At 71.7% G+C, this 22,388-nt stretch carries 18 protein-coding genes; 6 read left to right on the top strand and 12 right to left on the bottom strand.

Going from position 1 to position 22,388, the window contains the following annotated elements; genetic code table 11:
• Window positions 1–25 precede the first annotated feature (25 nt).
• Window positions 26–1,117, bottom strand: a complete 1,092-nt coding sequence (locus LLS1_RS00985; protein ID WP_226653204.1) for a CdaR family transcriptional regulator — start codon at window positions 1,115–1,117, stop codon at window positions 26–28.
• A 154-nt stretch (window positions 1,118–1,271) separates the two neighbouring features.
• Here LLS1_RS00985 and LLS1_RS00980 point away from each other — a divergent pair, with 154 nt between their 5' ends.
• Entirely contained in the window at window positions 1,272–2,369 is a 1,098-nt protein-coding gene (locus LLS1_RS00980) for a zinc-binding dehydrogenase (RefSeq protein ID WP_226653203.1), read from the top strand.
• A gap of 52 nt (window positions 2,370–2,421) precedes the next feature.
• Window positions 2,422–3,864 carry an APC family permease gene (locus tag LLS1_RS00975; RefSeq protein WP_226653202.1) on the top strand — a complete coding sequence of 481 codons (1,443 nt, stop codon included), beginning with the start codon at window positions 2,422–2,424 and terminating at the stop codon, window positions 3,862–3,864.
• Between the two features lie 183 nt (window positions 3,865–4,047).
• Here LLS1_RS00975 and LLS1_RS00970 read toward each other — a convergent pair whose 3' ends face one another.
• From LLS1_RS00970 to LLS1_RS00955, 4 genes are all read right to left on the bottom strand, one after another.
• On the bottom strand, window positions 4,048–5,517 hold the full coding sequence (locus tag LLS1_RS00970; RefSeq protein WP_226653201.1) for a dihydrolipoamide acetyltransferase family protein: 1,470 nt from the start codon (window positions 5,515–5,517) through the stop codon (window positions 4,048–4,050).
• Window positions 5,518–5,542: 25 nt separating this feature from the next.
• Window positions 5,543–6,553, bottom strand: coding sequence for an alpha-ketoacid dehydrogenase subunit beta (locus LLS1_RS00965; RefSeq protein WP_374758232.1), 1,011 nt, complete (start codon window positions 6,551–6,553; stop codon window positions 5,543–5,545).
• A gap of 317 nt (window positions 6,554–6,870) precedes the next feature.
• Window positions 6,871–8,010, bottom strand: a complete 1,140-nt coding sequence (gene pdhA / locus LLS1_RS00960; protein WP_226653200.1) for a pyruvate dehydrogenase (acetyl-transferring) E1 component subunit alpha — start codon at window positions 8,008–8,010, stop codon at window positions 6,871–6,873.
• A gap of 4 nt (window positions 8,011–8,014) precedes the next feature.
• Entirely contained in the window at window positions 8,015–9,124 is a 1,110-nt protein-coding gene (locus LLS1_RS00955) for a histidinol-phosphate transaminase (RefSeq protein WP_226653199.1), read from the bottom strand.
• 97 nt (window positions 9,125–9,221) lie between these two features.
• On the opposite strand from LLS1_RS00955, the gene LLS1_RS00950 reads away from it, so the two are divergent.
• Together LLS1_RS00950 and purB are read left to right on the top strand one after the other, a co-directional pair.
• Window positions 9,222–9,605: a phage holin family protein gene (locus LLS1_RS00950; protein ID WP_223358656.1), complete on the top strand. Its 384-nt coding sequence runs from the start codon at window positions 9,222–9,224 to the stop codon at window positions 9,603–9,605.
• Window positions 9,606–9,683: 78 nt separating this feature from the next.
• Entirely contained in the window at window positions 9,684–11,063 is a 1,380-nt protein-coding gene (gene purB, locus LLS1_RS00945; protein ID WP_226653198.1) for an adenylosuccinate lyase, read from the top strand.
• Between the two features lie 72 nt (window positions 11,064–11,135).
• Here purB and LLS1_RS00940 read toward each other — a convergent pair whose 3' ends face one another.
• Together LLS1_RS00940 and LLS1_RS00935 are read right to left on the bottom strand one after the other, a co-directional pair.
• Window positions 11,136–11,441 (bottom strand): hypothetical protein, encoded by a 306-nt coding sequence (locus tag LLS1_RS00940; protein ID WP_223358666.1) that lies wholly within the window; start codon window positions 11,439–11,441, stop codon window positions 11,136–11,138.
• A complete protein-coding gene (locus LLS1_RS00935) occupies window positions 11,438–12,037 on the bottom strand; it encodes a DUF308 domain-containing protein (RefSeq protein ID WP_226653197.1) in 600 nt (199 codons plus the stop codon). Before LLS1_RS00935 ends, LLS1_RS00940 begins: the two co-directional genes overlap by 4 nt.
• Window positions 12,038–12,134: 97 nt before the next feature.
• Here LLS1_RS00935 and LLS1_RS00930 point away from each other — a divergent pair, with 97 nt between their 5' ends.
• Window positions 12,135–12,833 carry a Pr6Pr family membrane protein gene (locus LLS1_RS00930; protein ID WP_226653196.1) on the top strand — a complete coding sequence of 233 codons (699 nt, stop codon included), beginning with the start codon at window positions 12,135–12,137 and terminating at the stop codon, window positions 12,831–12,833.
• Here LLS1_RS00930 and LLS1_RS00925 read toward each other — a convergent pair.
• The 5 genes from LLS1_RS00925 to LLS1_RS00905 form a co-directional block, all read right to left on the bottom strand.
• Window positions 12,761–13,318 (bottom strand): hypothetical protein, encoded by a 558-nt coding sequence (locus tag LLS1_RS00925; RefSeq protein ID WP_226653195.1) that lies wholly within the window; start codon window positions 13,316–13,318, stop codon window positions 12,761–12,763. The two genes, LLS1_RS00930 and LLS1_RS00925, sit on opposite strands and share 73 nt — an antisense overlap.
• Before the next feature lie 117 nt (window positions 13,319–13,435).
• Window positions 13,436–16,234, bottom strand: a complete 2,799-nt coding sequence (locus LLS1_RS00920) for an Ig-like domain repeat protein (RefSeq protein WP_226653194.1) — start codon at window positions 16,232–16,234, stop codon at window positions 13,436–13,438.
• 203 nt (window positions 16,235–16,437) lie between these two features.
• On the bottom strand, window positions 16,438–17,748 hold the full coding sequence (locus tag LLS1_RS00915) for an MFS transporter (RefSeq protein WP_226653193.1): 1,311 nt from the start codon (window positions 17,746–17,748) through the stop codon (window positions 16,438–16,440).
• A 29-nt stretch (window positions 17,749–17,777) separates the two neighbouring features.
• On the bottom strand, window positions 17,778–19,055 hold the full coding sequence (locus tag LLS1_RS00910; RefSeq protein ID WP_226653192.1) for a DUF3089 domain-containing protein: 1,278 nt from the start codon (window positions 19,053–19,055) through the stop codon (window positions 17,778–17,780).
• A 41-nt stretch (window positions 19,056–19,096) separates the two neighbouring features.
• Window positions 19,097–21,565, bottom strand: coding sequence for an alpha-L-rhamnosidase N-terminal domain-containing protein (locus tag LLS1_RS00905; RefSeq protein WP_226653191.1), 2,469 nt, complete (start codon window positions 21,563–21,565; stop codon window positions 19,097–19,099).
• Window positions 21,566–21,619: 54 nt separating this feature from the next.
• On the opposite strand from LLS1_RS00905, the gene LLS1_RS00900 reads away from it, so the two are divergent.
• Complete coding sequence (locus tag LLS1_RS00900; RefSeq protein ID WP_226653190.1) at window positions 21,620–22,261, top strand: TetR/AcrR family transcriptional regulator; 642 nt, start codon at window positions 21,620–21,622, stop codon at window positions 22,259–22,261.
• Window positions 22,262–22,388: the final 127 nt, after the last annotated feature.

Raw genomic sequence — 22,388 nt, 5'->3', positions numbered from 1 at the left:
GCCTTGTTGAGAATGATTGTCAAAATCAGCTGCGGGCTTGCAGCGCCAGCCAGGCGAGCGCACGGTCCTCGGCGCTCGTCATCGACAACCCGGTCAGCTCCTCGATCTTCTGCATGCGGTTGCGCAGCGTGTGACGGTGCACGCCCAGCTGTGTGGCCGCGGCCTCCCAGCTGCCGTTCTCCGCGAGGAACACCCGCAGCGACTCCAGCAGCTGGCCATCGGACTCCGCGGCGAGGGGGCGCAGCGGCTCGACGAGCGCCGTCACCGCTGACGAGGGGAGGGCCCGCAGCAGCTCGGCCACGCTCGCCATGCGCGCGAACTCGACGGCGGGCCGGTCGTCGGCCAGCGCGACGCCGACGGCACGGTCGGCCTGCGACCGCGCCTCGGCGAGCGCGCCCGGTGCCGCCGGAGCGCTGATCCCACAGCGCACCGGGACCCGTTCCGTCGTCGCCGCGACGACCACCCGATCGATCCAGGCGCCGACGGCCTCCGGGGCGATCACGACAACGGCGTCCCCGTCGAGCACACCCGCGACGGGAGGCAGCTCGAGTTCCTCCAGCCAGTCGAGCGCCTTCGTCTCGAGCACCACCGCGCGCGAGCGCGATTTCACGACGCAGACGACCAGGTCGCCGGTCAGCCCCCAGCGCGCTGCGACCGATCGGGCGAGGGCGGCGGGTGCGTGCAGCAGCACCTCGACCGCATCCTGCCGCGCGAGCTGCTCGAGCCGCGCGTCGCGGTGAGGGAAGTAGGTGAGGTCGAGCAGAGCCGCCGCCTGCGTGGCGAGATCCCTGGTGCGGCTCGTGGCGCCACGCCGGGCGGAGACCACGAGCGTCGCCCGAGGATCCTCCGGCCGGCCGACGGGGAAGGTCTGCAGCTCGACGTTGCGCTGCCGTCTGCTGCGCTGGGTCGCGGCGGTGATCGCGTCGTCGATGTGGATGCGGCCCGCCCCGACGGCCGCGATCGGCTCGCCGTACCGGTCGACAAGCACGGCCCAGCCGTTCAGGAGGCGCGACAGGGTGGTGACGACGCCCTCGGTGCCGCCACGCCTCGCCGCCAGCGTGAGGGAGATGATGCCGCTCGCCACGAGCCGGGCCTCGGCGGCGTCGACGGCATCCATCGCCTGTCCTCTCCTGCGTGCGCATGCGGCCGCACGACGTTTCGGTGTGCGCGGCGCAACGGGGTGGACGAAACGGCGGGTATCCGGCGCTGAGCACTGCTCATAGCATTTCCACCATCGTAATGACGCGCCCCGAACCCCTGAGGAACCCGCAGTGAAAGCCATCGTCTTCGACAGCACCGACAGCTCCATCGAGTACACCGACGTCGACCTCGCCCAGCCCGGACCGGGCGAGGTGCGGGTGAGGATCGCGGCCGCCGGCGTCTGCCACTCCGACCTGCACGTGCGCCGCAACGAGTGGGACGCGCCGTCGCCCCTGGTGATGGGACACGAGGGCTCCGGCGTCGTCACCGCGGTCGGCCCGGGCGTCTCCACCCTCGCCGAGGGCGACCACGTCGTGCTCTCCTGGGTCGCGCCGTGCAACGAGTGCCGCTACTGCCTGGCCGGCCACGAGGCCCGCTGCCAGGTCGCCGCCAACGTGGTCGCCCCCAACGGCGTGCTGCAGGACGGCACCTCCCGCCTGTCGATCGACGGCGAGCCCCTCCACCACTACCTCGGCGTCTCGTCGTTCGCCGAGGAGGCCGTCGTCCCGGCCTCCGGAGCGATCAAGGTGCGCGACGACGCCCCGCTCGACGTCATCGCCCTCGTGGGCTGCGCAGTCGCCACCGGCGTCGGCGCCGTCACCAACACGGCCGCCGTCGAACCCGGCTCCATCGTGGTCGTCATCGGCTGCGGCGGCGTCGGTCTCTCCGTCATCCAGGGCGCCCGCCTCGCCGGCGCCTCCCGCATCGTCGCCGTCGACGTCCGCGCCGAGAAGACCGCGCTCGCCCGCCGGCTCGGCGCCACGGACGAGATCGACGCCTCCACGCAGGACGCCGTCGAGGCGCTCCGCGAGATCCTCCCCGATGGCGTCGACTACGCGTTCGACGCCATCGGCAACACCGCCACCACCGAGCAGGCCATCCGCATGCTCGGCCTCGGCGGGGCCGCCGTCATCGTCGGCCTGCCCCCGACAGGCGCCCGCGCCTCGTTCGAGCCGCTCGTGCTCGCCGAGGCCGACCAGCGCATCCTGGGCTCCAACTACGGAAGCGTGCGGCCGTCGATCGACATCCCCGCGCTCGTCGACCGCTACATGGACGGCGACCTGGAGCTCGACCTGCTCGTCAGCGGACGCCGTCCGCTCGCCGAGGCCGAGCAGGCGCTCGATGCCCTGCAGGAGGGCACCGCGCTGCGCACCCTGCTCATCCCCTGAGCCCCACCCTCCCCTCCATCCCGCGTCCTCTCCCCCGAAAGGCAGGACACCGTTGTCTTCGACCGAAACCACCTCCCCGGCGCGCCCGGCGGCGAGTGAGAGCGGCCTGCGCCGCGGCGCCATGGGCGGCGCCGAGCTCGTCGCCCAGGCCATCGCCAACATCGCCCCCTCCGCCGTCATCGCCTTCACCGCCGCCGCGATCTTCGTCACAGCGGGCAGGGGCACCTGGCTCTCGTTCGCCCTCGCGACCGTCGTCATCCTGGCCGTCGGCTACTGCATCTCGCAGTTCGCCAAGCGCCGCGCGTCCGCCGGCTCGCTCTACAACTACGCCGCCGCCGGCCTCGGCCCGTTCGGCGCGTTCCTCACCGGCCTCACGCTCGTGATCGGCTGCTTCGGCATCGCTGCCGGTTCGCTCAGCGGTGCGGTCATCCACTTCGGCGCCTTCCTCAACCAGGTCGGCGTCGGGATCGGCGGCACGGCCGGGCAGATCCTGCTCGCGGTCGTGCTCGGCGGTCTCGCCGCGCTCTTCACCGTGTGGGGCGTGCGCGTCTCGGCGCGGGTCTCGCTGGTACTCGAGATCGTCTCGGTGACCATCATCACCATCCTGCTGGTCATCGCGCTGGCGAATGCGGGCCCCGCGGCCTTCGACCCGTCGCAGTTCACCCTCGAAGGCGTGGAGCCGCAGGGCGTCGCCATCGGCATGGTGCTCGCCATCCTCGGCTTCGTCGGGTTCTCGAGCGCCGACGCGCTGGGCAGGGAGGCGCGCAACCCGTTCAAGGCCATCCCGCGCGCCATCATGTGGAGCGCTCTCGGGGTCGGCGTGCTCTACGTGTTCGCCGCGTACACCCAGGTCGCCGTCCTCGGCGACAAGCTGGGCGAGTCCGTCAGCCCGCTCGACGACATCGCGACCATCGTGGGACTCCCCAGCTGGTTCAACCCCGTCCTGAACCTCGGCATCGCCGCCTCGTTCTTCGCCGTGGTCGTCGCCCCGCTCAACGTGATCGGCCGCATCGTCTACGTGATGGGCAAGGAGGGCATCGCCCCGAAGTACCTCGGCACCACCCACGCCACGCTGCTCACCCCGCACCGCGCCCTGCTGGTCTTCGCACCGCTGGTCATCCTCGTGCCGGTCGTGCTCTACCTGTTCGGCGTCGACGCGAACGACGTCCTCGTGTGGGTCGACACCTTCGGGACGTTCGGCTACATGGTCGCCTACGCCGCCGTCGCGATCGCCGCGCCGATCTTCCTGCGCCGCATGGGAATCCGCAACTGGCTCGTCTGGCCCTGCGTCGTGATCGCCGTCGGCGGGATGGCGTACGTGTTCTGGGTGAACGTCGTGCCGATCCCGGCCTTCCCGCTCAACATCATCCCGTTGCTGTTCCTCGTCGCCGTCATCGCCGGCGTGGGCCGCTACGCCTGGGTCGCGAGGAATCGGCCGGACGTCATCGACGCCATCGGCTCGACGGAGACCGACGTCCTGGAGGGCATCGGCTGACGGCTCCCGAGACCTCGGTGTCCCCCAACCGAGGAGGCCCCGCCCGGTCGACCGTGCACGGTCCCGGGCGGGGCTTCTCGTCTGTCCACGGCGCCCCCGCGGTCGTTCGGGACGTCCGCGGCGGGGCGCCCCGGCGCGCTCGTCCCACAGAGGCGCGCTCGCCCGAGGGGGGCGCGGCGACGCTCAGTCGAGCAGCAGCGCGGGCTCCTCGATGATGGAGGCGACATCGGCGAGGAAACGGGAGGCCACATCTCCGTCGACCACCCGGTGGTCGAACGAGGCGCCGACGGTCGTGACGTAGCGCGGGCGCACCTCGCCGTCGACGACCCAGGGCTTCTGCTTGATCGTGCCGAGCGCGACGATGCCGACCTCGCCCGGGTTGAGGATGGGCGTGCCGGTGTCCATGCCGAAGACGCCGATGTTGGTGATCGTGATCGTTCCGCCGGCCATGTCGGCGGGCGGCGTCTTGCCGTCGCGGGCGGTCAGGGTCAGCTGCTCGAGCGCCGTGGCGAGCTCGAGCAGGGTCATACCCTGGGCTTCCTTGATGTTGGGGACGATCAGGCCGCGCGGGGTCGCCGCCGCGATGCCCAGGTTGACGTAGTGGCGCACGATGATCTCCTCGTCGGTCCACGACGAGTTGACGGTCGGATTGCGGCGCACGGCCCAGATGATCGCCTTGGCCACGATGAGCAAGGGGGAGATCTTGACACCCACGAAGTCGGCCGAGTTCTTGAGGCGCTTGACGAACTCCATGGTGCGGGTCGCGTCGACGTCCACGAAGAGGCTGACGTGCGGGGCGGTGAACGCGCTGGTCGACATCGCGTTGGCGATGGCCTTGCGCACCCCCTTGACCGGGATGCGCTCCTCGCGGTCGTCCGGCCACTCGGGCGTCTGGATGTTGCGGAACACGCTCGCCTGGGTCGCCTCGCGCAGCACGTCGTCGCGAGTCACATCGCCGATCGGGCCCGTGGGGGTGACCGTCGAGAGGTCCACACCGAGGTCCTTCGCGAGCTTGCGGATCGGCGGCTTGGCGATGACAGGGGCGCCCGTCGCCAGCGTGTGCCCGGCGGGCGCCTGCGCGGACGGGGGAGCGGCGACCGGCGCGGCCGGCGCCGCGGATGTCGGCTTCGGTGCGGGCGCGGCCGGCGGCGCCGCCTCGACCGCGGAAGCCGCGGCGGCCGCAGGAGCAGCAGGAGCGCTGGGTGCGATCGTCGCCTGCGTCACGACCGGGAGCGCGCTGGTGCCCGGGTGGGTCGCCCGGCGGCGACGGCTGGCGCCGTGTCCGGCCGACCCGTAGCCCACGAGCACCGCGCCCGGTTTCGGCTCGTCCGCCTCGTGCGAGACGCTCGCCGCCGCGTCGGCCGCGGCCTCCGCCACCTCGCTGACGGGAGCGGCGGGGGCCTCCGCGCCGGCGTCGCCGGTCACGGTGATGATCGGCGTGCCGACCTCCACCGTCTGGCCCTCGCTGACGAGCAGCTCGCCGACCGTGCCCTCGAAGGGCGACGGCAGCTCCACGAGCGACTTCGCCGTCTCGATCTCGACGATCACCTGATTGACCGCGACGGGTTCGCCAGGTGCGACCTTCCACGAGACGATCTCCGCCTCGGTCAGGCCCTCGCCCACGTCGGGCAGCAGGAACTGGGACTCGCTCATGTGCGACTTCTTTCGGTTGGCGCGCTCAGTAGGCGAGCGCGCGGTCGACGGCCTCGAGGATGCGGTCGGCGTCCGGCAGGTAGACCTCTTCGAGCTTCGCCGGCGGGAACGGGGTGTCGAACCCGGCGACACGCAGCACCGGCGACTCCAGCGAGTAGAACGCGCGCTCCGACACGGTCGCGGCGATCTCGGAGCCGACCGACACGTTCCCGGGCGCCTCCTGGGCGATCACCAGGCGACCGGTCTTCTGCACCGACTGGACGACGGGGCCGTAGTCGATGGGGGAGAGCGAGCGCAGGTCGACGACCTCCACGCTGCGCCCCTCCTCGGCGGCGATCTCGGCCGCACGCAGCGCGACGCTGACCATGCCCGCCCACGCGACCACGGTGACGTCGGTGCCAGTGCGGACGACACGGCTGGCGTGCAGGGGCGTCGCGTTCTCGACCAGGTCGACCTCGCCCTTCGGCCAGTAGCGGCTCATCGGCTCGAAGAAGATCACGGGGTCGTCCGACTGGATGGCCTCCTGGATCATCCAGTACGCGTCGTGCGGCGTGGAGGGGGCGACGATCCGCAGGCCGGCGGTGTGGGCGAAGTACGCCTCCGGGGCCTCCTGGTGGTGCTCGACGGCGCCGATGTGGCCGCCGTGGGGGATGCGCACGACGATCGGCATCTTCAGGGCGCCCTCGTGCCGGTTGGTCATCTTCGCGAGCTGCGTCGTGATCTGGTCGAACCCGGGGAAGACGAAGCCGTTGAACTGGATCTCGACCACCGGACGGTAGCCGCGCATGGCGAGACCGATGGCGGTGCCGATGATGCCGGCCTCCGCGAGCGGGGTGTCGACGACGCGCTGCGGCCCGAACTCCTTCTGCAGCCCCTCCGTGACGCGGAAGACACCCCCGAGCGGGCCGACGTCCTCACCCAGGACGAGCACGGTGGGGTCGTCGGCGAGCGCACGGCGCAACCCGGCGTTGAGCGCCTTCACGAGAGGGAGGTTCTGCACCGGCTCCTCGGGAGCGACCGGTGTCGGGGCGGGCACGTCCTCCGCGGCAGGAACCTCCTGGGCCGCGGCGGCACCGTCGCCGTCGGACTGCGATCGCTCCTGCGTCTGCGCCGCGTCGTCGACCTGCGCCGCGTCGTCGACCTGCGTCGCGTCGTCGATGGAGAACTCGCGCGACCACTCCTGCTCCGCGACATGCTCCGCCAGGACGCGGGAGTCGGGGTCGTTCTCGATGATCTCGACCACGTCGATCGCCTCCGTGTCGGCCTGCGGCTCGGCGGCCTGAATCTGGTCGTGGCCGTCCTGGCCCTCGATCAGCTCGGCCTCCACGTACTCGGCTCCGCTTCTCACCTCGTTCATGCGTCACCTCCGAACGACGACTCGTACTCCTCGAGCCAGCGCTGCTGCTCCTCCATCACGGGGTGCGGCTCGCTGTAGACGTTCTCGAACATCGACTGGATGGGCGGCGGCCCGAGCTGCAGCGTCCGGCGGCGCACGTCGGCGGCGAGGTCGGTCGCCTCCTCGTCCGCCGCGTCGAAGAACGCCTGGCCCATCCCCTGCTGCTCCAGGAAGACCCGGAAGCGCAGAATGGGGTCGCGCTCCGCCCAATACGCCGTCTCCTCGTCGGTGCGGTACTTGGAGGGGTCGTCGCTCGAGGTGTGCGCGCCCATCCGGTACGTCAGTGCCTCGATCATGCTCGGGCCCTCGCCGCTGCGCGCGTCGTCGAGGTGCTTCGCGGTCACGGCGTACGACGCGAGCACGTCGTTGCCGTCCACCTGCACGCCCGGGATGCCGAAGCCGCTCGAACGCAGGTACAGCGGCGTGCGCGACTGCGTCGACACCGGCACCGAGATCGCCCAGTGGTTGTTCTGCAAGAAGAAGACCTGCGGGGTCTGGTAGCTCGCGGCGAAGACGAAGGCCTCGCTCACGTCGCCCTGGCTCGTCGCGCCGTCGCCGAAGTAGGCGATGACCGCCTCGTCCGTCTCCGGATCGCCCGTCCCGACCTTGCCGTCGAACTTCACGCCCATCGCGTATCCGGTGGCGTGCAGCGTCTGCGAGCCGATCACGAGCGTGTACAGGTGGAAGTTGTTCACGGCGGCGTCGGTCGGGTCCCAGCCGCCGTGCGTCACGCCGCGCAGCAGCGCCAGGATGCGGACCGGGTCGATCCCGCGGATCATCCCGACGATGTGCTCGCGGTAGGAGGGGAAGAGGTTGTCCTGCGGCTTGGCGGCGCGCGCAGACCCCACCTGGGCGCCCTCCTGGCCGATGCTCGGGACCCAGAGCCCGAGCTGTCCCTGCCGCTGCAGGTTGGCCGCCTCGACGTCAAACGCGCGCACGCGGACCATGTCGCGGTAGAAGCGCCGGTAGTCGTCCTCGTCCAGTCGCTCGAGGTAGGGGAGGTACTCGCCCGCGGCGTCACTCGGCTGGAACAGGCCGTCTGCGGTCAGCAGCTGGACGGTGTTCGCCGGGCGCGGGGTATCGTTCGTCGCAACCACCGTTCTAACCTAACCGCTTGGCCGGGTGGTCATTTGGTAGGTTCCGCACAAGATCGGCGGCCACCTCAAGGAGTTTCTCCACAGATTCCTGCTCTCCCACGCTGATCCGGATGCCTTCGCCGGCGAAGGCACGCACCGTCAGCCCGGCGTCGAAGAAGGCGTCGTTGGCGGCCTCGGTCTGCTCCCCGGTGGCCAGCCACACGAAGTTGCCCTGCGCCTCCGGCACGGCCCAGCCCTGCGCGAGCAGCGCCTCCCGCAGCCGGTCGCGCCGCATCGCCACCCGGGCGACGCGCTCCATGAGCTCGTCCTCCGCGTCGATCGACGCGAGCGCCGCGACGCGGGAGGCATCGGTCACGGAGAGCGGGATGGCCGCCGAGCGCGCCGCGTCGAGCACGGCGGCCGGCCCGACGACGTAACCGATCCGCAGCGCGGCCAGCCCGTAGGCCTTCGAGAACGTGCGCAGCACGACGAGGTTCGGGTAGCGCTCCAGAAGCGGGATGCCGTCGACCGACGCGTCGTCGGTGACGAACTCGTAGTACGCCTCGTCGAGCAGCACCAGGAGGTCGGAGGGGATCGCGGCCATGAACTCCGCGAACTCGTCCGCCGTCACCACCGGCCCGGTCGGATTGTTGGGCGTGCACACGATCACGACGCGGGTCCGCTCGGTCACCGCCGCGGCCATCGCCGCGAGGTCATGGCCGCCGTCCGCCCGGTTCGGCACCTGCACGCTCGTCGCACCCGCCACCGTCACCAGCCCCGGGTACGCCTCGAACGAGCGCCACGCGTACACGACCTCGTCGCCCGTGCCCGCGGCAGCCGAGATCAGCTGCGCCAGCAGCGCCACTGAGCCGCTGCCCAGGTGCACCTGCTCCACGCCGACACCGTGCCGCTCCGCGAGCCGCTGCCGCAGATCGGCACCGCCCGCGTTCGGGTACCGGTTGAGCTCGCCGAGCGTGGCGGCCACGGCCTCCATGACGGCGGGCAGAGGAGGGTACGGGTTCTCGTTGCTGGACAGCTTGAAGCCGTCCGCCGGTGCGGCCCGCCCCTGCCGATAGGCGGGGACCGCCACGATCTCGGGCCGGAGCTTCACGCCGAGCGCGTCTTCGGAAGTCACCTGACCAACTTAGTCTCGCCCGCATTCCGGCGGGGGAATTCCTTTCTCGGCAGCGGGACCCCTGTCTCCCACACCCCCATCCTGGGATGATGAACGCATGCGATTCCTGCTCAAGGTGATCATCAACGCCCTGGCGCTCTGGCTGACGACGTTCATCGTCAGCGGCGTCACCGTGAAGCCGTACGCGGACGGAACGACCGCGACCGTGCTGACCTACCTGCTGATCGCGGTGATCTTCGGCGTGGTCAACGCGATCGTCGGCACTGCGATCCGCATCGTGGCGTTCCCGATCTACATCATCACGCTCGGGCTCATCTCCCTGGTGGTGAACGCCCTCCTGCTGCTGATCGTCTCGTGGATCAGCGACGCCATGGGGTTCGGCCTGCACGTGGACGGCTTCTGGGCCGGGGTGCTCGGCGCGCTGGTGCTGGGCATCATCGCGTGGCTGTTCGGCCTGATCGTGCGGCCCAACCGCAGCTGACGGCCGCGGGAGCGCCGGGCGCACGGGGATGGGAGAATAGGCGGCGAACCCCACACGCCGATCCTCGCGAGGAGCCCCATGACCGCCCTGCCTCCCCAGCCCCTGAGCCCCCTGGACGGCCGCTATCGCTCGGCCGTGGTCGAGCTCGGCGACTTCCTCTCCGAGGCGGGCCTCAACCGGGCTCGCGTGCAGGTCGAGGTCGAGTGGCTCATCTATCTGACCGGCCACCGGATGTTCGGCTCGTCGCCGCTGACGGCTGAGCAGATCCGCTCGCTGCGCGCCCTCGCCGATGGTTTCGGCCAGCCGGAGATCGACCGGCTCGCCGAGCTGGAGGCGACCACCAAGCACGACGTGAAGGCCGTCGAGTACCTCGTGCGCGAGCGTCTGCACGCGCTCGGCCTCGACCACATCGCCGAGCTGACACACTTCGCGGCGACCAGCGAGGACATCAACAACCTCTCCTACGCCCTCACGGTCAGCGCCGCGGTGAACCGGGTGTGGCTGCCGAAGTTCCGTGCCGTGATCGCCGAGCTGCGCGCCCAGGCGCTGCAGTACCGCGACGACGCGATGCTCGCCCGCACCCACGGCCAGCCGGCGACGCCGACGACCATGGGCAAGGAGATCGCCGTCTTCGTGCATCGCCTGGAGCGCATCCGCAAGCAGGTGGAGCAGACCGAGTACCTCGGCAAGTTCAGCGGTGCGACGGGCACGTTCGCGGCCCACCTCGTCGCCGACCCCGGTGCGGACTGGCCGCGCATCTCGCGCGAGTTCGTCGGCAGCCTGGGCCTCGACTGGAACCCGCTGACGACGCAGATCGAGTCGCACGACTGGCAGGCGGAGCTGTACTCCCGCATCTCGCACGCCAATCGTGTCCTGCACAACCTCGCGACCGACATCTGGACCTACATCTCGCTCGGCTATTTCCGTCAGGTCCCCGAGCCCGGCGCGACCGGCTCGTCGACGATGCCGCACAAGGTCAACCCGATCCGGTTCGAGAACGCCGAGGCGAACCTCGAGCTGTCGAGCGCCGTGCTCGACTCGCTGGCTGCGACGCTCGTCACCAGCCGCCTCCAGCGCGACCTGACCGACTCGACCACGCAGCGCAACATCGGCGTCGGCCTCGGCCACTCGGTGCTCGCCCTCGACAACATCCAGCGCGGCCTCGGGCAGATCTCCCTCGACCGCGCCGCGCTCGACGCCGACCTCGACGCGAACTGGGAGGTGCTGGCCGAGGCCATCCAGACCGTCATCCGCGCCGAGGTCACTGCCGGGCGCTCGACCATCTCCGATCCGTACGCGCTGCTCAAGGAGCTCACGCGCGGCAAGCGCGTGGACCACGCCGGTCTCACGGAGTTCGTCAACGGCCTCGAGATCAGCCAGGCGGCCAAGAACCGCCTGCTCGAGCTCACCCCGGCCGGCTACGTCGGACTCGCGTCGGAGCTCGTCGCGCTGCTCTGAGCCGCGCGAAGCAGAGCATGCGAGAGGCCGCCGGCGACCTGCCGGCGGCCTCTCGTCGTTCGCAGTCCCTGGTCAGTGACCGGAGGGCTTGTCCTTGTCGCGCGCTTCGGCGTCCTGTTCGAGGATGTCCTCCACCTCGGCCGCATTCGGCTTGAAAGCGAGGGCGAAGAGGGCCGTGAGCACGAGCGCCAGGATGAAGGCCACACCGAAGAAGATGCCGGCGAGCAGGATGTCGCGCGTGGACATCAACACGATGAGGCCCGTGAAGATCCCGAGGCCCCCCGAGATGGCGAGCAGCTCGACGGGGAGGAAGCGGTCACGACGGGTCGGCTGGAGGCTGGAGGTCACGCTGGGGTCTTTCTTGTCGCGCTTGGTCACGATGCCTCCGCCTGCCGTGCGGCCTCCTGAGAGCGTGCCGCCGAGCGCAGGGAGGCGGCGCCGATGCCCTGGAAGACGCCGACGATGACCGCCCACGCCCCGAAGAGGCCGACGGCGAGCAGAGCGTCGGCGGGCACGAGCAGCAGCACGAGCGCCAGGATGGCGGTCAGCGCCCCGGTGACGAGCCAGTCGCGCGCCGCGGCGTCACGGCCCCGGTCGCGCAGGCCGCTGTAGAGCTCGAGGAACCCGGTGAGCGCACCCCACACGGTGACGAGGTAGAGGAAGAGCCCGAGACCGCTGCCGGCCAGGGCGAGGGCGAGCACACCGGCGATCACGCCGACGGCTCCCTGAATGACGAAGAGGGTGCGGCTGAGACTGCGCGGGCCGGCGAGGAGCGTGAGCACCGCAGTCGCGATCCCGTCGGCGATCGCGAAGACACCGAAGACGATCAGCCCGAAGACGGCCGTGTGGGCGCCCTGGGTGAAGGTGACGACGACAGCAGTGACGAGCGCGATGACGGCGCGCACGGCGGGGACGACCCAGTAGCGGCTCGGAGTCTGAATCCCCGGGATCTGGGCAGGAACGGCGGGTGCCACTCGGCGACCTCTCTCATACAGGTTTCCCGTCCAGTCTAGCCGTGGCCTACCTGCGCGTTTGCCGCGCGCCGGGCGGCACGGCCGCTACGATCGCGCCATGCGGATCGGTTTCGGCGCCCTGCGCGCGGTCATGGCGCTGGTCACCCTGGCGGCGATCATCGCCCAGCTCGCAAGCAGCATCGCCCAGACCTCCCGGGCCGGCGGAAGCGTCCCGGGACTGATCGCCAACTTTCTGAGCTTCTTCACGATCGACTCCAACGTCGCCACCGTCGTCGTGCTCGCCATCGGGGCCGTCCTGCTCTTCGGCCGTTCCGGCGACGACCCGGCCTGGTTCACGGCGCTCCGTGCCGCCGTGGTCACCTACATGGTCACGACGGGAGTGGTGTACAACCTCCTGCTGCGCAACATCGCGCTGCCGCAGGGTCAGACGGTCGCCTGGTCGAACGAGGTGCTGCACGTCATCGCGCCGCTCTATATGCTGCTCGACTGGCTGCTCGCGCCGGGTCGGGCACCGCTGCGGCGCCGCGTCGTGTGGGGCATCGCGGCGTTCCCGATCGTGTGGGCCGTCTACACGCTGCTGCGCGCGCCGATCGCGGCCGAGCCGACCACCGGAAGGCAGCCGTGGTATCCGTACCCCTTCCTCAACCCCGCGACGTCGGCCAACGGCTATCTCAGTGTGGCTTTCTACATCGTGCTGATCGCCGCGGTCATCCTGTGCGCCGGTTACGGCGTCGTGTGGGTCTCGCGGCGCTGGCGGGGCAGCAGACCGCTCCCGGTCGACGCCGGCGCCCCCTGATCCCCTTCGCGCCCGGACCAGACGACCACCGCGGCGATCCCGCCGATCACCAGCAGGAAGGCGCCGGTCGGCGTGACCCGGTCGGCGAGCCCGTGCTGTGCGCACAGCGCCGAGACGATCCCCGCGGCCACTCCGGCGACGGAGACCACGGCGAAGGAGGAGGAGACGGCGCGTGCGGCACCGGTGTGCACCAGCCCCGTCACCAGCAGCGCCGCTGCCGCGATCAGCCAGACCGCCGCGAGCGGGAAGGCGAGCGCGAGCCCGACGGTGTCGCGCATCAGGAGGCCCGGGACGAGGTAGATCGTCGCCGCGGCCAGCAGCAGGACGGCGCCGAGCGCGAGGTAGCCGAGGAGGCGGCCGCGTTCCGTGCGCATCCGGTCGAGCGACGGGGTGAGCGCCGTCCAGGTGAACGCCAGGGAGAACGCGACCACCGCGAGTGCGACCGCGCCTGCGCTCTGCAGGAGAGGGAGGAGGATCGTGTCCATGCCTCCATTAGACCCGCGCCGTGGGGACTCCCGCGTCATCCCGCAGGATGATCCCCATCGAGCAGGGGAGGACCGGCTCCTTCGAGCCGGCCCTCCCCTGCTCTGCGACTCGCGCCGCTAGGCCCCGCGACGGTTCCGCTGCGCCGCGCGTCGACGGAGGAGGACCAGCGCTCCTCCCAGTGCGACCAGCGCCGCTGCGGTCGACACGAACACGGCGGTCGCCACCGACGATCCGGTGGACGCGAGGACGGGGTCCCCGGCGACCGTGACGGTGAGCTGCATGCTCGACGCGGCGAACGAGGCGTCCCCGCTGTAGCGAGCTGTGACGATGTGCGTCCCTGCTCCGAGCGCGTCCGTGCTGCACGACGTCGCCGGGAGCGTCACCGTGCACAGCACGCGACCGGAGGCGTCCGTGAAGGTCACGGTCCCGGTGGCGCCCGCCGGCAGACCAGAGGCCGTGAGGGTGGCCCCTCCCGTGGACAGCGCGTGGCGTGCGGCCAGCGCGGTGGGCTGCGGCGCCACCACCAGGGTGAACGCGGTGCCCGTCGCCGGCTCATGGTTGGCGTCGCCCGAGTAGACCGCGTGCACCGTGTACGTTCCGCCCGGGAGGTCGTCCGGCAGAGCGCAGGTCGTCTCCGGCAAGGCGGCGGTGCAGAGCACGGTGCCGTCGTCGGTGACGAACGAGATGGTGCCGGTCGCGTCCTCCGGGACTCCGTCGACGGTGACGTCGATCGTCGTGCCGTGGGTCACGGTCACCGGATCGGGGTCGGTTCCGCCCGTCCCGCCGCCGGAGCCGGGACCGCCGCCCGTGCCGCCGCCGATCGTCGAGACCGCCTTGCGGATGGTGAGGGTCGCCGAGTCGGATTCCGCCGCCGCGTGCGTGGCGTCGCCCGAGTAGGCGACCGTCACGTCGTACTGGCCGGCCGCCAGGGTCGTAGCGGTCGGGCAGCTCGTGACCGGGAGCGTGGTCGTGCACAGGGTCGTGCTTCCCGTCGAGAACGTGAGCTCGCCCTCGGCGGTGGCAGGGATGCCGGTGGCCGAGAGCGTCGCGGCGGTACCGTACGGCACCTCGGTCGGCGCGACCTGCAGGTCGACGGCCACCGCGATCTTCGTGACCGTGAGCGTGAGCGAGGCACGGTCGGCGCCCGTGACCGCGTCGTGGTCGGCGTCACCGGAGTACGACACCAGGACGGCGTGCTGTCCGACGGCGCCGCCCACCGTGGTGCAGCTGGCGACGCCGTCCGCGACCGTCGCCGTGCAGATCGTGTCTCCGCTGTTCGCGTCCGTGAACGTCACGGTCCCGGTCGGCGCGGTCGGCGCTGAGGCGGCGGAGGAGGCGATGGTCGCCGAGAGGGTCGCCGTGGCGCCCTTCTCGACCGTGACGTCACCAGTGGTGAGGCGCACGGGCTGCGCGCTGATCGCGACCGAGGCCGACGCGGTGACGGCCTCGGCGTCCGTCGAGGCGACGATCGAGGAGATCGTGACCGTGCGAGCCGCACCGGAGACCGTGTAGGGGAGAGACAGCGCGGGCAGGGAGGTTCCCGGCTGGATCGGCGCCGCCGCATCCACCGCGAAGTCGCAGGTCTCGGTCTGACCCGAGAGGGTGCAGGTCCAGCCCGCGGGCAGGTCGGCCGGGACGGTCGGCTGCACACCGGCGGGGAAGGTGGTGGTCGCTCGCACGAGCTGGGACTCGGTGCCCCCGTCGGCCGTGACCGTCGGGGTGATCGTGTAGGTGCCGGTTCCGCCGTGCGCCACGGTGCTCGACCCGGAGGCCGCGGCCGTCAGCACGGGAACGGGCCCGGCCGCAGTCTTCGCCTCCAGGTAGTTGACCTCGTGCACGTCGGAGGCGCCGCCGGTGCCCGCGACCCAGCCGTAGGTGAGCTTGTAGGGGTAGCCGGTGGCGGGGTCGATCCAGGATGCCGGGATCGCGGCCGCGTTGCCGGTGGCCGACAGTGTGGGCAGGGTTCCCTTCAGGACCTGCTGGCTGCCGCCGATCGGGGTGAAGATGACCGCGAACGTTCCCGGGTCGACGGAGATCGCGGTCGCGCGCTGCGCAGAGATCGCAGTCGCGGTGGGGTTGATGACGATCTCGACGGGGACCTTGGCATCGGCGCGCGAGGCCGCCCCGACCGTGCTCAGCGAGCCGGTGAGCGGGGTGTTCGCGGTGGAGGCGACGACGCAGTAGCCGGTGGTGCCGTTGCCCGGACCGCGCACGGTGACGCTGTTCGGGTAGCGCACGCGCGTCGGAGTCGTGCTGCAGCCGTTGCCCTCGAAGTCGGGGTGGTTGAAGTTGCCGTAGCGGTCGAGCCCGACGCCGAGGTAGGCGTGGGCGAGGCCGCTGCCGGACTTCGTGCCGCTGTAGCCGAGCGAGCCGCCGAGCATGCCGATCTGGGTCGGCACGGCCGGGTTGTAGGGGTCGGTGGCGGCGAGGTAGAAGACGATGCCGTCGGCCGTGATGCCGGTCTGGTCCGCGACGCCGTTGTACTGGTAGCTGTCGAAGATCGCGTCGATGCCCTTGGTGATCGGCACCGACTGCTTCGCGCCGACGCCGCCGGTCATGTTGAGCGTCGCCGAGGTCAGCCGCAGCGCGCCCTGCTGGTCGGGATCCGCCGTCCCGCCGCAGCCCGGGATGGTGTCGGTGGCGCTGGACGACGTCGTCGTGCGTGCCGTGAGGCACGCGCTGTTGGGGCCGGACGGCGCACCCGGCAGCGTGTAGCCGCTGCCCGCGGTGGTGCCGGTGAAGCCTTCGTTGACGAACGTCGTCTGCGCCGGCGGCGTGGCCGGGTCGGCGGAGGACGCGCTCGCGCCGGTGAGGGCGAGCGCGACGACGCCGACGGCGGCGACGCTCGAGAGGACGGTGCGGGTCAGATGGGTGACCGTCGCCGAGGCGCGGCGGTCGTCGGTTTTCGGGCGCAAGGAAACCTCAGCGGGTAGGGCGGCGCGCCGGGACGCGCCGGTGTCGGGTAGGTGCCGCCGCTGACCGGACCGGTCGGGAAACGAGTCGGGTCACAGCGACTTCGGTGCTCAGTCGTTATGACATTAGTGAACGTTCAGGCTCCGAACAGTCTGTGAACGCATTCGTTCCCTCGAACTGGGGGTGCGAAGGGGCGCCGGCCCGCCTACTCACCCGGGAGGGAGGCGGCCCGCAGTCGTGCGTCGATCTCATCGATCGACTCACCGCGGGTGCGCGGCATGAAGAGGATGCCGAGGATTCCCGACCCGACAGTGACCACGATCATCAGCACCGAGACACCAGCCAATCCCGCCGCGAGGAGAGTCGGCACGAACACCAGCGAGACGGCGGAGGCGATGCGGGCGACGCCGAAGCTCAGGCCGAGCGCGGTACTGCGCAGCTCGGTCGGGAACAGCTCCTGCGACCACACCTTGTAGTGCGCTTCCCCGGCGAGGGTGGTGCCGATGCCGTAGGTCACGAACGCGATCACGAGGGTGCCGGCGCCGACGGGGAGGACGAGAGGGAGGATCCAGGCGGCCACCTGCACGATCGCCCCGACGATGAAGATCGGTCTGCGTGCGGCGCTGTCCATCGCGCGCATCATCGCGAGCACCGTGATGAGGATGACCGGGACGCCGATGAGCGAGACCAGCAGAGCGCTCGCCGGAGGCAGGCCGCCGACGGTCTCGAGAGCGTACAGGCCGAAGGAGCCGTAGAAGTTCGTCCCGATGGTCAGCAGCGCGTAGAACGCGAGGATGAACAGCGTGCTCCGCAGCAGGCGCCCGCGGAACAGAGCGCGCACGCCCTCCCGTGTGGCGCCGGCGGTGCGTGCGTTCGTCCACGCGGTGGGCTCGCCGATACGCCGGCGGAGCGCCCACGTGATCAGCGCCAGGACCAGCAGGTGCCCGAAGACGATCCGCGGCATCCACTCGCCGAAGCCGGTCGAGGCCAGCACCACCAGGATGACCACGAGCGGCCCGAGGCCCCACAGCAGCTGGGTGAAGGTGACCAGCCGGCCGCGTCGCTTGCCGGGCGCCGTCTCGCCGACGACGGTGATCGAGGTCGGGACGTCGGCGCCCACGGCCAGCCCGACGATGATCACGCCGACGAACAGCATGGCCGGGACCACGGCGCACACGATCCACAGCAGGCCGAACGCGTACAGCAGAAGGTCGAACGAGTACACGCGCTTGCGGCCGACCCGGTCTCCGATCCGACCGCCGACGATCGCCCCGATGCCGATGCACACCGTGAGCGCGGCGGAGAGGAAGCCGAGCTGCCAGGCATCCAGCGAGAACTGGCCCTTCCACAAGGTGAGGCTCGCGCTGACCGCGACGATCGTGCCGGCGTCGAGGTACGAGGCCATGCCAGCCAGGAGTGCGGTGCGCCAGGGTGCGCGCGACTGCGGGTCGGTCGAGGCGGAGCCGACGAGGCCGCCCGGTTCGGTCCCGGCGGTGATGGGGGTGGGGTCGGTCATGCGGAGGTCTCCGTTCATCGGGTCTGCGTTCATCGGGTCTGCGCCCACTGGCTGATCTGGGCGGCGAGGAGCGCGCGGAGCCCGCCGAGGTCGACGTTGTAGTCGACCACGTGGAGCCCGAGCGCAGAGGTGGAGGTGTCGGGCAGCATCCCGGTGGGGTCATCGATCTGCAGCCAGCTGGTGTTGGCGGTCGCGTCGCCGGCGAAGGCGCAGTGCCCGCTCAATGCGCCGGGGGTCGACCGGTACCCGGTCGGATCGGCGGGGAGGGTGTAGCCGAGGAGGAGATGGGTCAAGGCGCCGTTGGGAGCCAGCAGGCTCCCGCGGACGAGCGTGCGCGTGGGCAGGATCGGGTCGAGCGCCGCGGTCGCGTCGGCCGGTCCGCCGGCGAGCAGAGCGCTCGGGTTGACGCAGGCGATCCGGTGTCCGGCGTCGAGGTTCGCGGCCAGGCTTCCCGACACCGGCGCGCTCCCGGCGGGCTGGCCGTAGCTGGAGTACGCGATGACGCATCCCGTCGGCACACCGCCCGGCTTCGGCTCGCAGACGGGCAGGTGCTGGAACGTCGAAGCGGGGTCGGCGCCCCCGCCGGACGCGGCGCCGAGCGGCACCTGCACCTGGCCGCCGAGCACGACCGCGCTCACCAGCTGCGCCGTGGCGGCCGCATCGCCGTCCACGGAGTGCTGGAGCAGCTTCTCCACCGCGACGCTTCCCTGCGAGTGGCCGAGCACGATCACCCCTCGGCGCTGACCGGTGGCCGGATCGATGTTGTCATGGGCCCAGTAGTCGTCCCACGCCTGCTGCACGTCGGCGAAGCCCGGGCCCGGATACGGGTCGCCGCCGGTCGCGCCGCTCGCCGCAAGCTGGAGCAGAGTGCTCTGCCGGTAGAGCGGAGCGAACACGCGGCAGAGCCCCGCGAGCGGACCGAGCTGCGCGAGCAGCACGGCGACCTCGTCGTCGCGCGCCGACGGCGCGGCCGAGCCGAGCATCAGCACAGGGTTCGGGAGCAGATCCACCGTGGGATAGACATAGAAGCAGTCGACCGGAGGCTCGTCGCCCGTCGTCGGCTGCACTACCGCACTCGTTCCTCCCGCCGCGACGGTGGTCGACAGCGGAACGGTGCTGCCGTCGGGATAGCGGCCCACGGCGCCGCCGCACGCCGACGCGGGGTCGCCGGGATGGCACAGCCACACCGGCTTCGCGAGCGGCGCGGTGAGGGAGAGGGACGGAGGTGCGGAGTCGGCGGCGGGGGCCGCACCGGCGGAGAACGCCAGCGCGGCGGCCGCCGCGATCGCGAGGAGCGGGGAAGGCATCGTTGCCTCCTTTCGTCGGCGCACGGGGGTGCGCACAGGGGTCAGAGCCGCGTCGTCGCGGCTCCCGCGTGGTGCTCGCTCTCCCGGCCGTCGCGATCCACGAAGGTGAACGGCACGGGAGAGACGATCTCGACCCGGTCGCCCGCCACCGTGACGTGGACAGGGCCGAACGGGGTGGCGGCGGCGCCGGATGCGTTGGTGAGACGACCGGGCCGCGGGGCGATCCGCATCCGCGTGCAGCCGGGCTCGGCCGGCCGGATGCCGAGGGTGAAGACGATCAGATCCCGGGCGGGGGTGGCGCTCCAGCCGTGACAGTACGATCCACCTTCCCAGCACTCGCGGAAGGCGGTCGGTGCGTCGTCGAGCAGCGCGTCCCAGTCGAGCAGAAGGTCGGGCAGCCTGTCGGTCTCGCCGAGCAGGTCGAGGGCCTCGTGAACGATCGGGCGGAAGAAGGGCTGCGCGCCGACGGTCAGACGCTCGGTGTCCCAGTCGGGGGCGTCCCGCACCGAGACGGGCGTGCCGGCGACCGGCCCGAGGGCGTCCGCGCCGTGATCGGCCAGCGGACTGCGGGTGAAGACGGCCGCACGGTCGAGCAGGAGCCGCCGCACCGCGGCGCGGCGACGGTCGGGCACGATGCCCGCACAGACCGCGGCCGCCGCGGTGTGCTCGCTGACGGAGCGGCCGCGCTCGCCGTCGACGATGGTGTCGCGGTAGGCCCCGCGCTCCTCATCCCAGAAGGCCTCGAAGCCGTCGGCGATCGAGGCGTGCCTGGCGCGGGCCCAGGCCGCCCTGCCACGGTCGCCGAGGGCCTCGGCGAGCTCCGCGACGTCGCGGAAGGCGCGGGCCAGCAGTGCGTTCAGGGCCGCGCTCCGGCCGGTCACCTGGACCGGGGACCAATCGATGAGAACCCACCCGGGCACCTCGGTCACGAGGCCGTCGTCGCCCACGAACCGGTCGAACCAGCGCAACACGTTCTCGGCCACCGGCATGAGCTCTGCCACGGCCTCCCGGTCGCCGGTGTACTCGTGGAGGCGGTGCACCTGGCGGATCCAGTGCAGAGACCAGTCGGGGATGGTCGGCACTGCCGGCGTCGCGAAGTCCCCTGCCGCGACCATCGGGAGGATGCCGTCCGGGCGCGGCTGGGCCAGCAGCCGGGGGCTCCAGCGGGGGAGGCTCCAGTCGAGGTTGGCCGCGAAGTCGACGGACTGGTGCACGACGGAGTCGCCCGTCCAGGCGCGCTGCTCGCGCGTCGGGCAGTCGACGTAGGCATCGTGCGAGCTCAGGTCGGCCGTGCGCAGAGCGACGTCGTAGATGCGGTCGAGGCGCGGATCGTCCGATCGGAACGGCTCGACCGCCTCACGCGGGCGGAGGCGCTCGAGCACCGAGACCTCCTCCAGCCGCCAGTCCGTCGCGGCGTCCACGAGCAGCACGAGCCAGCGCCCGCCGATGCGTTCCCAGGAGAGAAAGCGATCGTCGGCGCCGCGGGCGATATAGCCGAGCACGGCGGCGGAGTCGAGCGCTGCGGCCGTCGGTGCCTCGAGCAGAGCCGCGGCGACCGTGGTCCCGGCGGGCGCGTCGACGCGCAACTCCAGCCTCCCGCTCACGATCGCACCGAAGTCGACGACGAGGAGGCGCCGGCCGCCCGGGATGTCGGCCGGCTGCGCGAGGTCACCCGGTGCCCCGGCGGGTACGGCCGGCGACGTCGCGAGCAGGTCGGCGAGCAGCGCGCGGGCGGGGTCGAGAGCCGAGCCGTCCCAGGCCGTCGGGCCGCCGTCGGCGATCGCGAGGGCTGCCGGGAGGCGGCGTCCGCCGGTCAGGGGAGCGACAGGGCGCCTCCGCGGCGCGCCCCAGGGCTCGCCACCCGGGGTCGTGCGCCCCGCCGGTCCGACGATGGAGTGCTCCCGCAGCACCGTCGCCGGCTGCCAGTCGCCGTCGTCGTATCCGCGTTGTGCCCAGTCGGCGTCGAGTTGCCGCGCGTCGAGCAGCTCCTCCGGCTGCGTGACGAGGAACCCTGCCGGTGCGGTGGGCGTCCACGCGGCCGCCTCCCGCACACGCCAGCTCTCGTCGGTCCCGACGATCGTGCCGTCGAGGGCGATCTCGGCCGCCAGGCTCCCGCCGCCCAGCGTGTAGCTGGTGGGGGAGGGTTCCCACCACGGCGAGGGGAAGCCGCGGAACCGGCCGATCACGGCCACCGCGTTCTCACCGGCGACGAGCGCACCGTCGAGGCGATACTCGTCGTACTCGATGCGGCGCGGCGCGTGCCGGATCGGCCCGGAGCCGAGCTCGCGTCCGTTGACGAAGAGCCGGTAGTCGGAATCGGCGGTGATCCGCAGCCGGGCCGTCCGCGGAGCGGTATCCAGCTGCAGGGTCCGGCGGAAGAGCACGCGCGTGTCGAAGCGTGCGGGGTCGGCGGCGCCGTAGGGGTGCTCGCGACTCGGACCCGCCAGCGCGGGGCGGTCGGACCAGATCCAGCGTCCGGTCCATGCGTCCGGCCAGGTCGTCGATGACATGGCAGCTATTTTTACCGAGTGGTAAGTCAAATGCAAGCCGGGCACAATGGGGAGATGACCGAGAGCACCCAGAAGGCGCCGTCCTCTCGTCGGGGCCGCCACCGCGGGACCGAGCGCGGCGACTCCCGCCGCGACGAGCTGGTCCACGTGGCGAGCGAGCTCTTCGCCGAGAACGGCTACCGCGACACGAGCATCGCGGACATCGCCCAGCGGGTGGGCGTCACGCAGCAGGCGCTGCTCTACTACTTCGGCAGCAAGCCCGCCCTGCTCGACGCGGTCATCGACGACCGGGACGGGGCCGCCGTCGCCTTCGCCGAGGAGCTCGCCGCGATCGGCGGCTTCGACGCCATCGACGCCCTCCCCGACTCCGCACGTCGCAACGCGGCCGAACCGAACCTGGTGCGCCTCTTCGCCGTCCTGGTCGCCGAGAACCTCTCGCGCGATGCGGTCGCCCATGACCACTTCGTCACGCGGTACCGCCGCCTGCGCCGGATCGTCGCCGGACTCATCGCCGAGGGCCAGCGCACCGGCGTCTTCGAGCCCGGCATCGATCCCGCGCTCAAAGCCGCCGAGGTCATCGCGGTCATCGACGGGCTCAACACCCAGTGGCTGCTCGACCCCGACGACATCGACATCGTGGCCGTCACCGAGCAGTTCGCCGAAGGACTCGCCGAGACCCTGCGCCCCCGCGCCTGAGCCCGCGGTCGTGCCGGCCGGACCCGGGGTCGGCCTCCCCGCCGCGCCGCGGCCGTGTGGCCCAGCCGTTCGTCGCCCACTGGATCGCCGGCAGAACGAGCCAGTTCAGTGCGGCGACGAGGATCGC

Source organism: Leifsonia sp. LS1, from assembly GCF_020521355.1.
Classification (GTDB): Bacteria; Actinomycetota; Actinomycetes; order Actinomycetales; family Microbacteriaceae; genus Leifsonia.
The sequence above is the reverse complement of the archived record's forward strand: the minus strand, read 5'-3'. Positions and strand labels throughout refer to the sequence as shown.

Excerpts from the sequence above, each read along its gene's own strand:
- LLS1_RS00915 (WP_226653193.1), bottom strand. The coding sequence starts at position 17,748 with ATGACCGACCCCACCCCCATCACCGCCGGGACCGAACCGGGCGGCCTC.
- purB (WP_226653198.1), top strand. The coding sequence starts at position 9,684 with ATGACCGCCCTGCCTCCCCAGCCCCTGAGCCCCCTGGACGGCCGCTAT.
- LLS1_RS00905 (WP_226653191.1), bottom strand. The coding sequence starts at position 21,565 with ATGTCATCGACGACCTGGCCGGACGCATGGACCGGACGCTGGATCTGG.
- LLS1_RS00925 (WP_226653195.1), bottom strand. The coding sequence starts at position 13,318 with ATGGACACGATCCTCCTCCCTCTCCTGCAGAGCGCAGGCGCGGTCGCA.
- LLS1_RS00985 (WP_226653204.1), bottom strand. The coding sequence starts at position 1,117 with ATGGATGCCGTCGACGCCGCCGAGGCCCGGCTCGTGGCGAGCGGCATC.
- LLS1_RS00930 (WP_226653196.1), top strand. The coding sequence starts at position 12,135 with ATGCGGATCGGTTTCGGCGCCCTGCGCGCGGTCATGGCGCTGGTCACC.
- LLS1_RS00970 (WP_226653201.1), bottom strand. The coding sequence starts at position 5,517 with ATGAGCGAGTCCCAGTTCCTGCTGCCCGACGTGGGCGAGGGCCTGACC.
- LLS1_RS00950 (WP_223358656.1), top strand. The coding sequence starts at position 9,222 with ATGCGATTCCTGCTCAAGGTGATCATCAACGCCCTGGCGCTCTGGCTG.
- LLS1_RS00910 (WP_226653192.1), bottom strand. The coding sequence starts at position 19,055 with ATGCCTTCCCCGCTCCTCGCGATCGCGGCGGCCGCCGCGCTGGCGTTC.
- LLS1_RS00900 (WP_226653190.1), top strand. The coding sequence starts at position 21,620 with ATGACCGAGAGCACCCAGAAGGCGCCGTCCTCTCGTCGGGGCCGCCAC.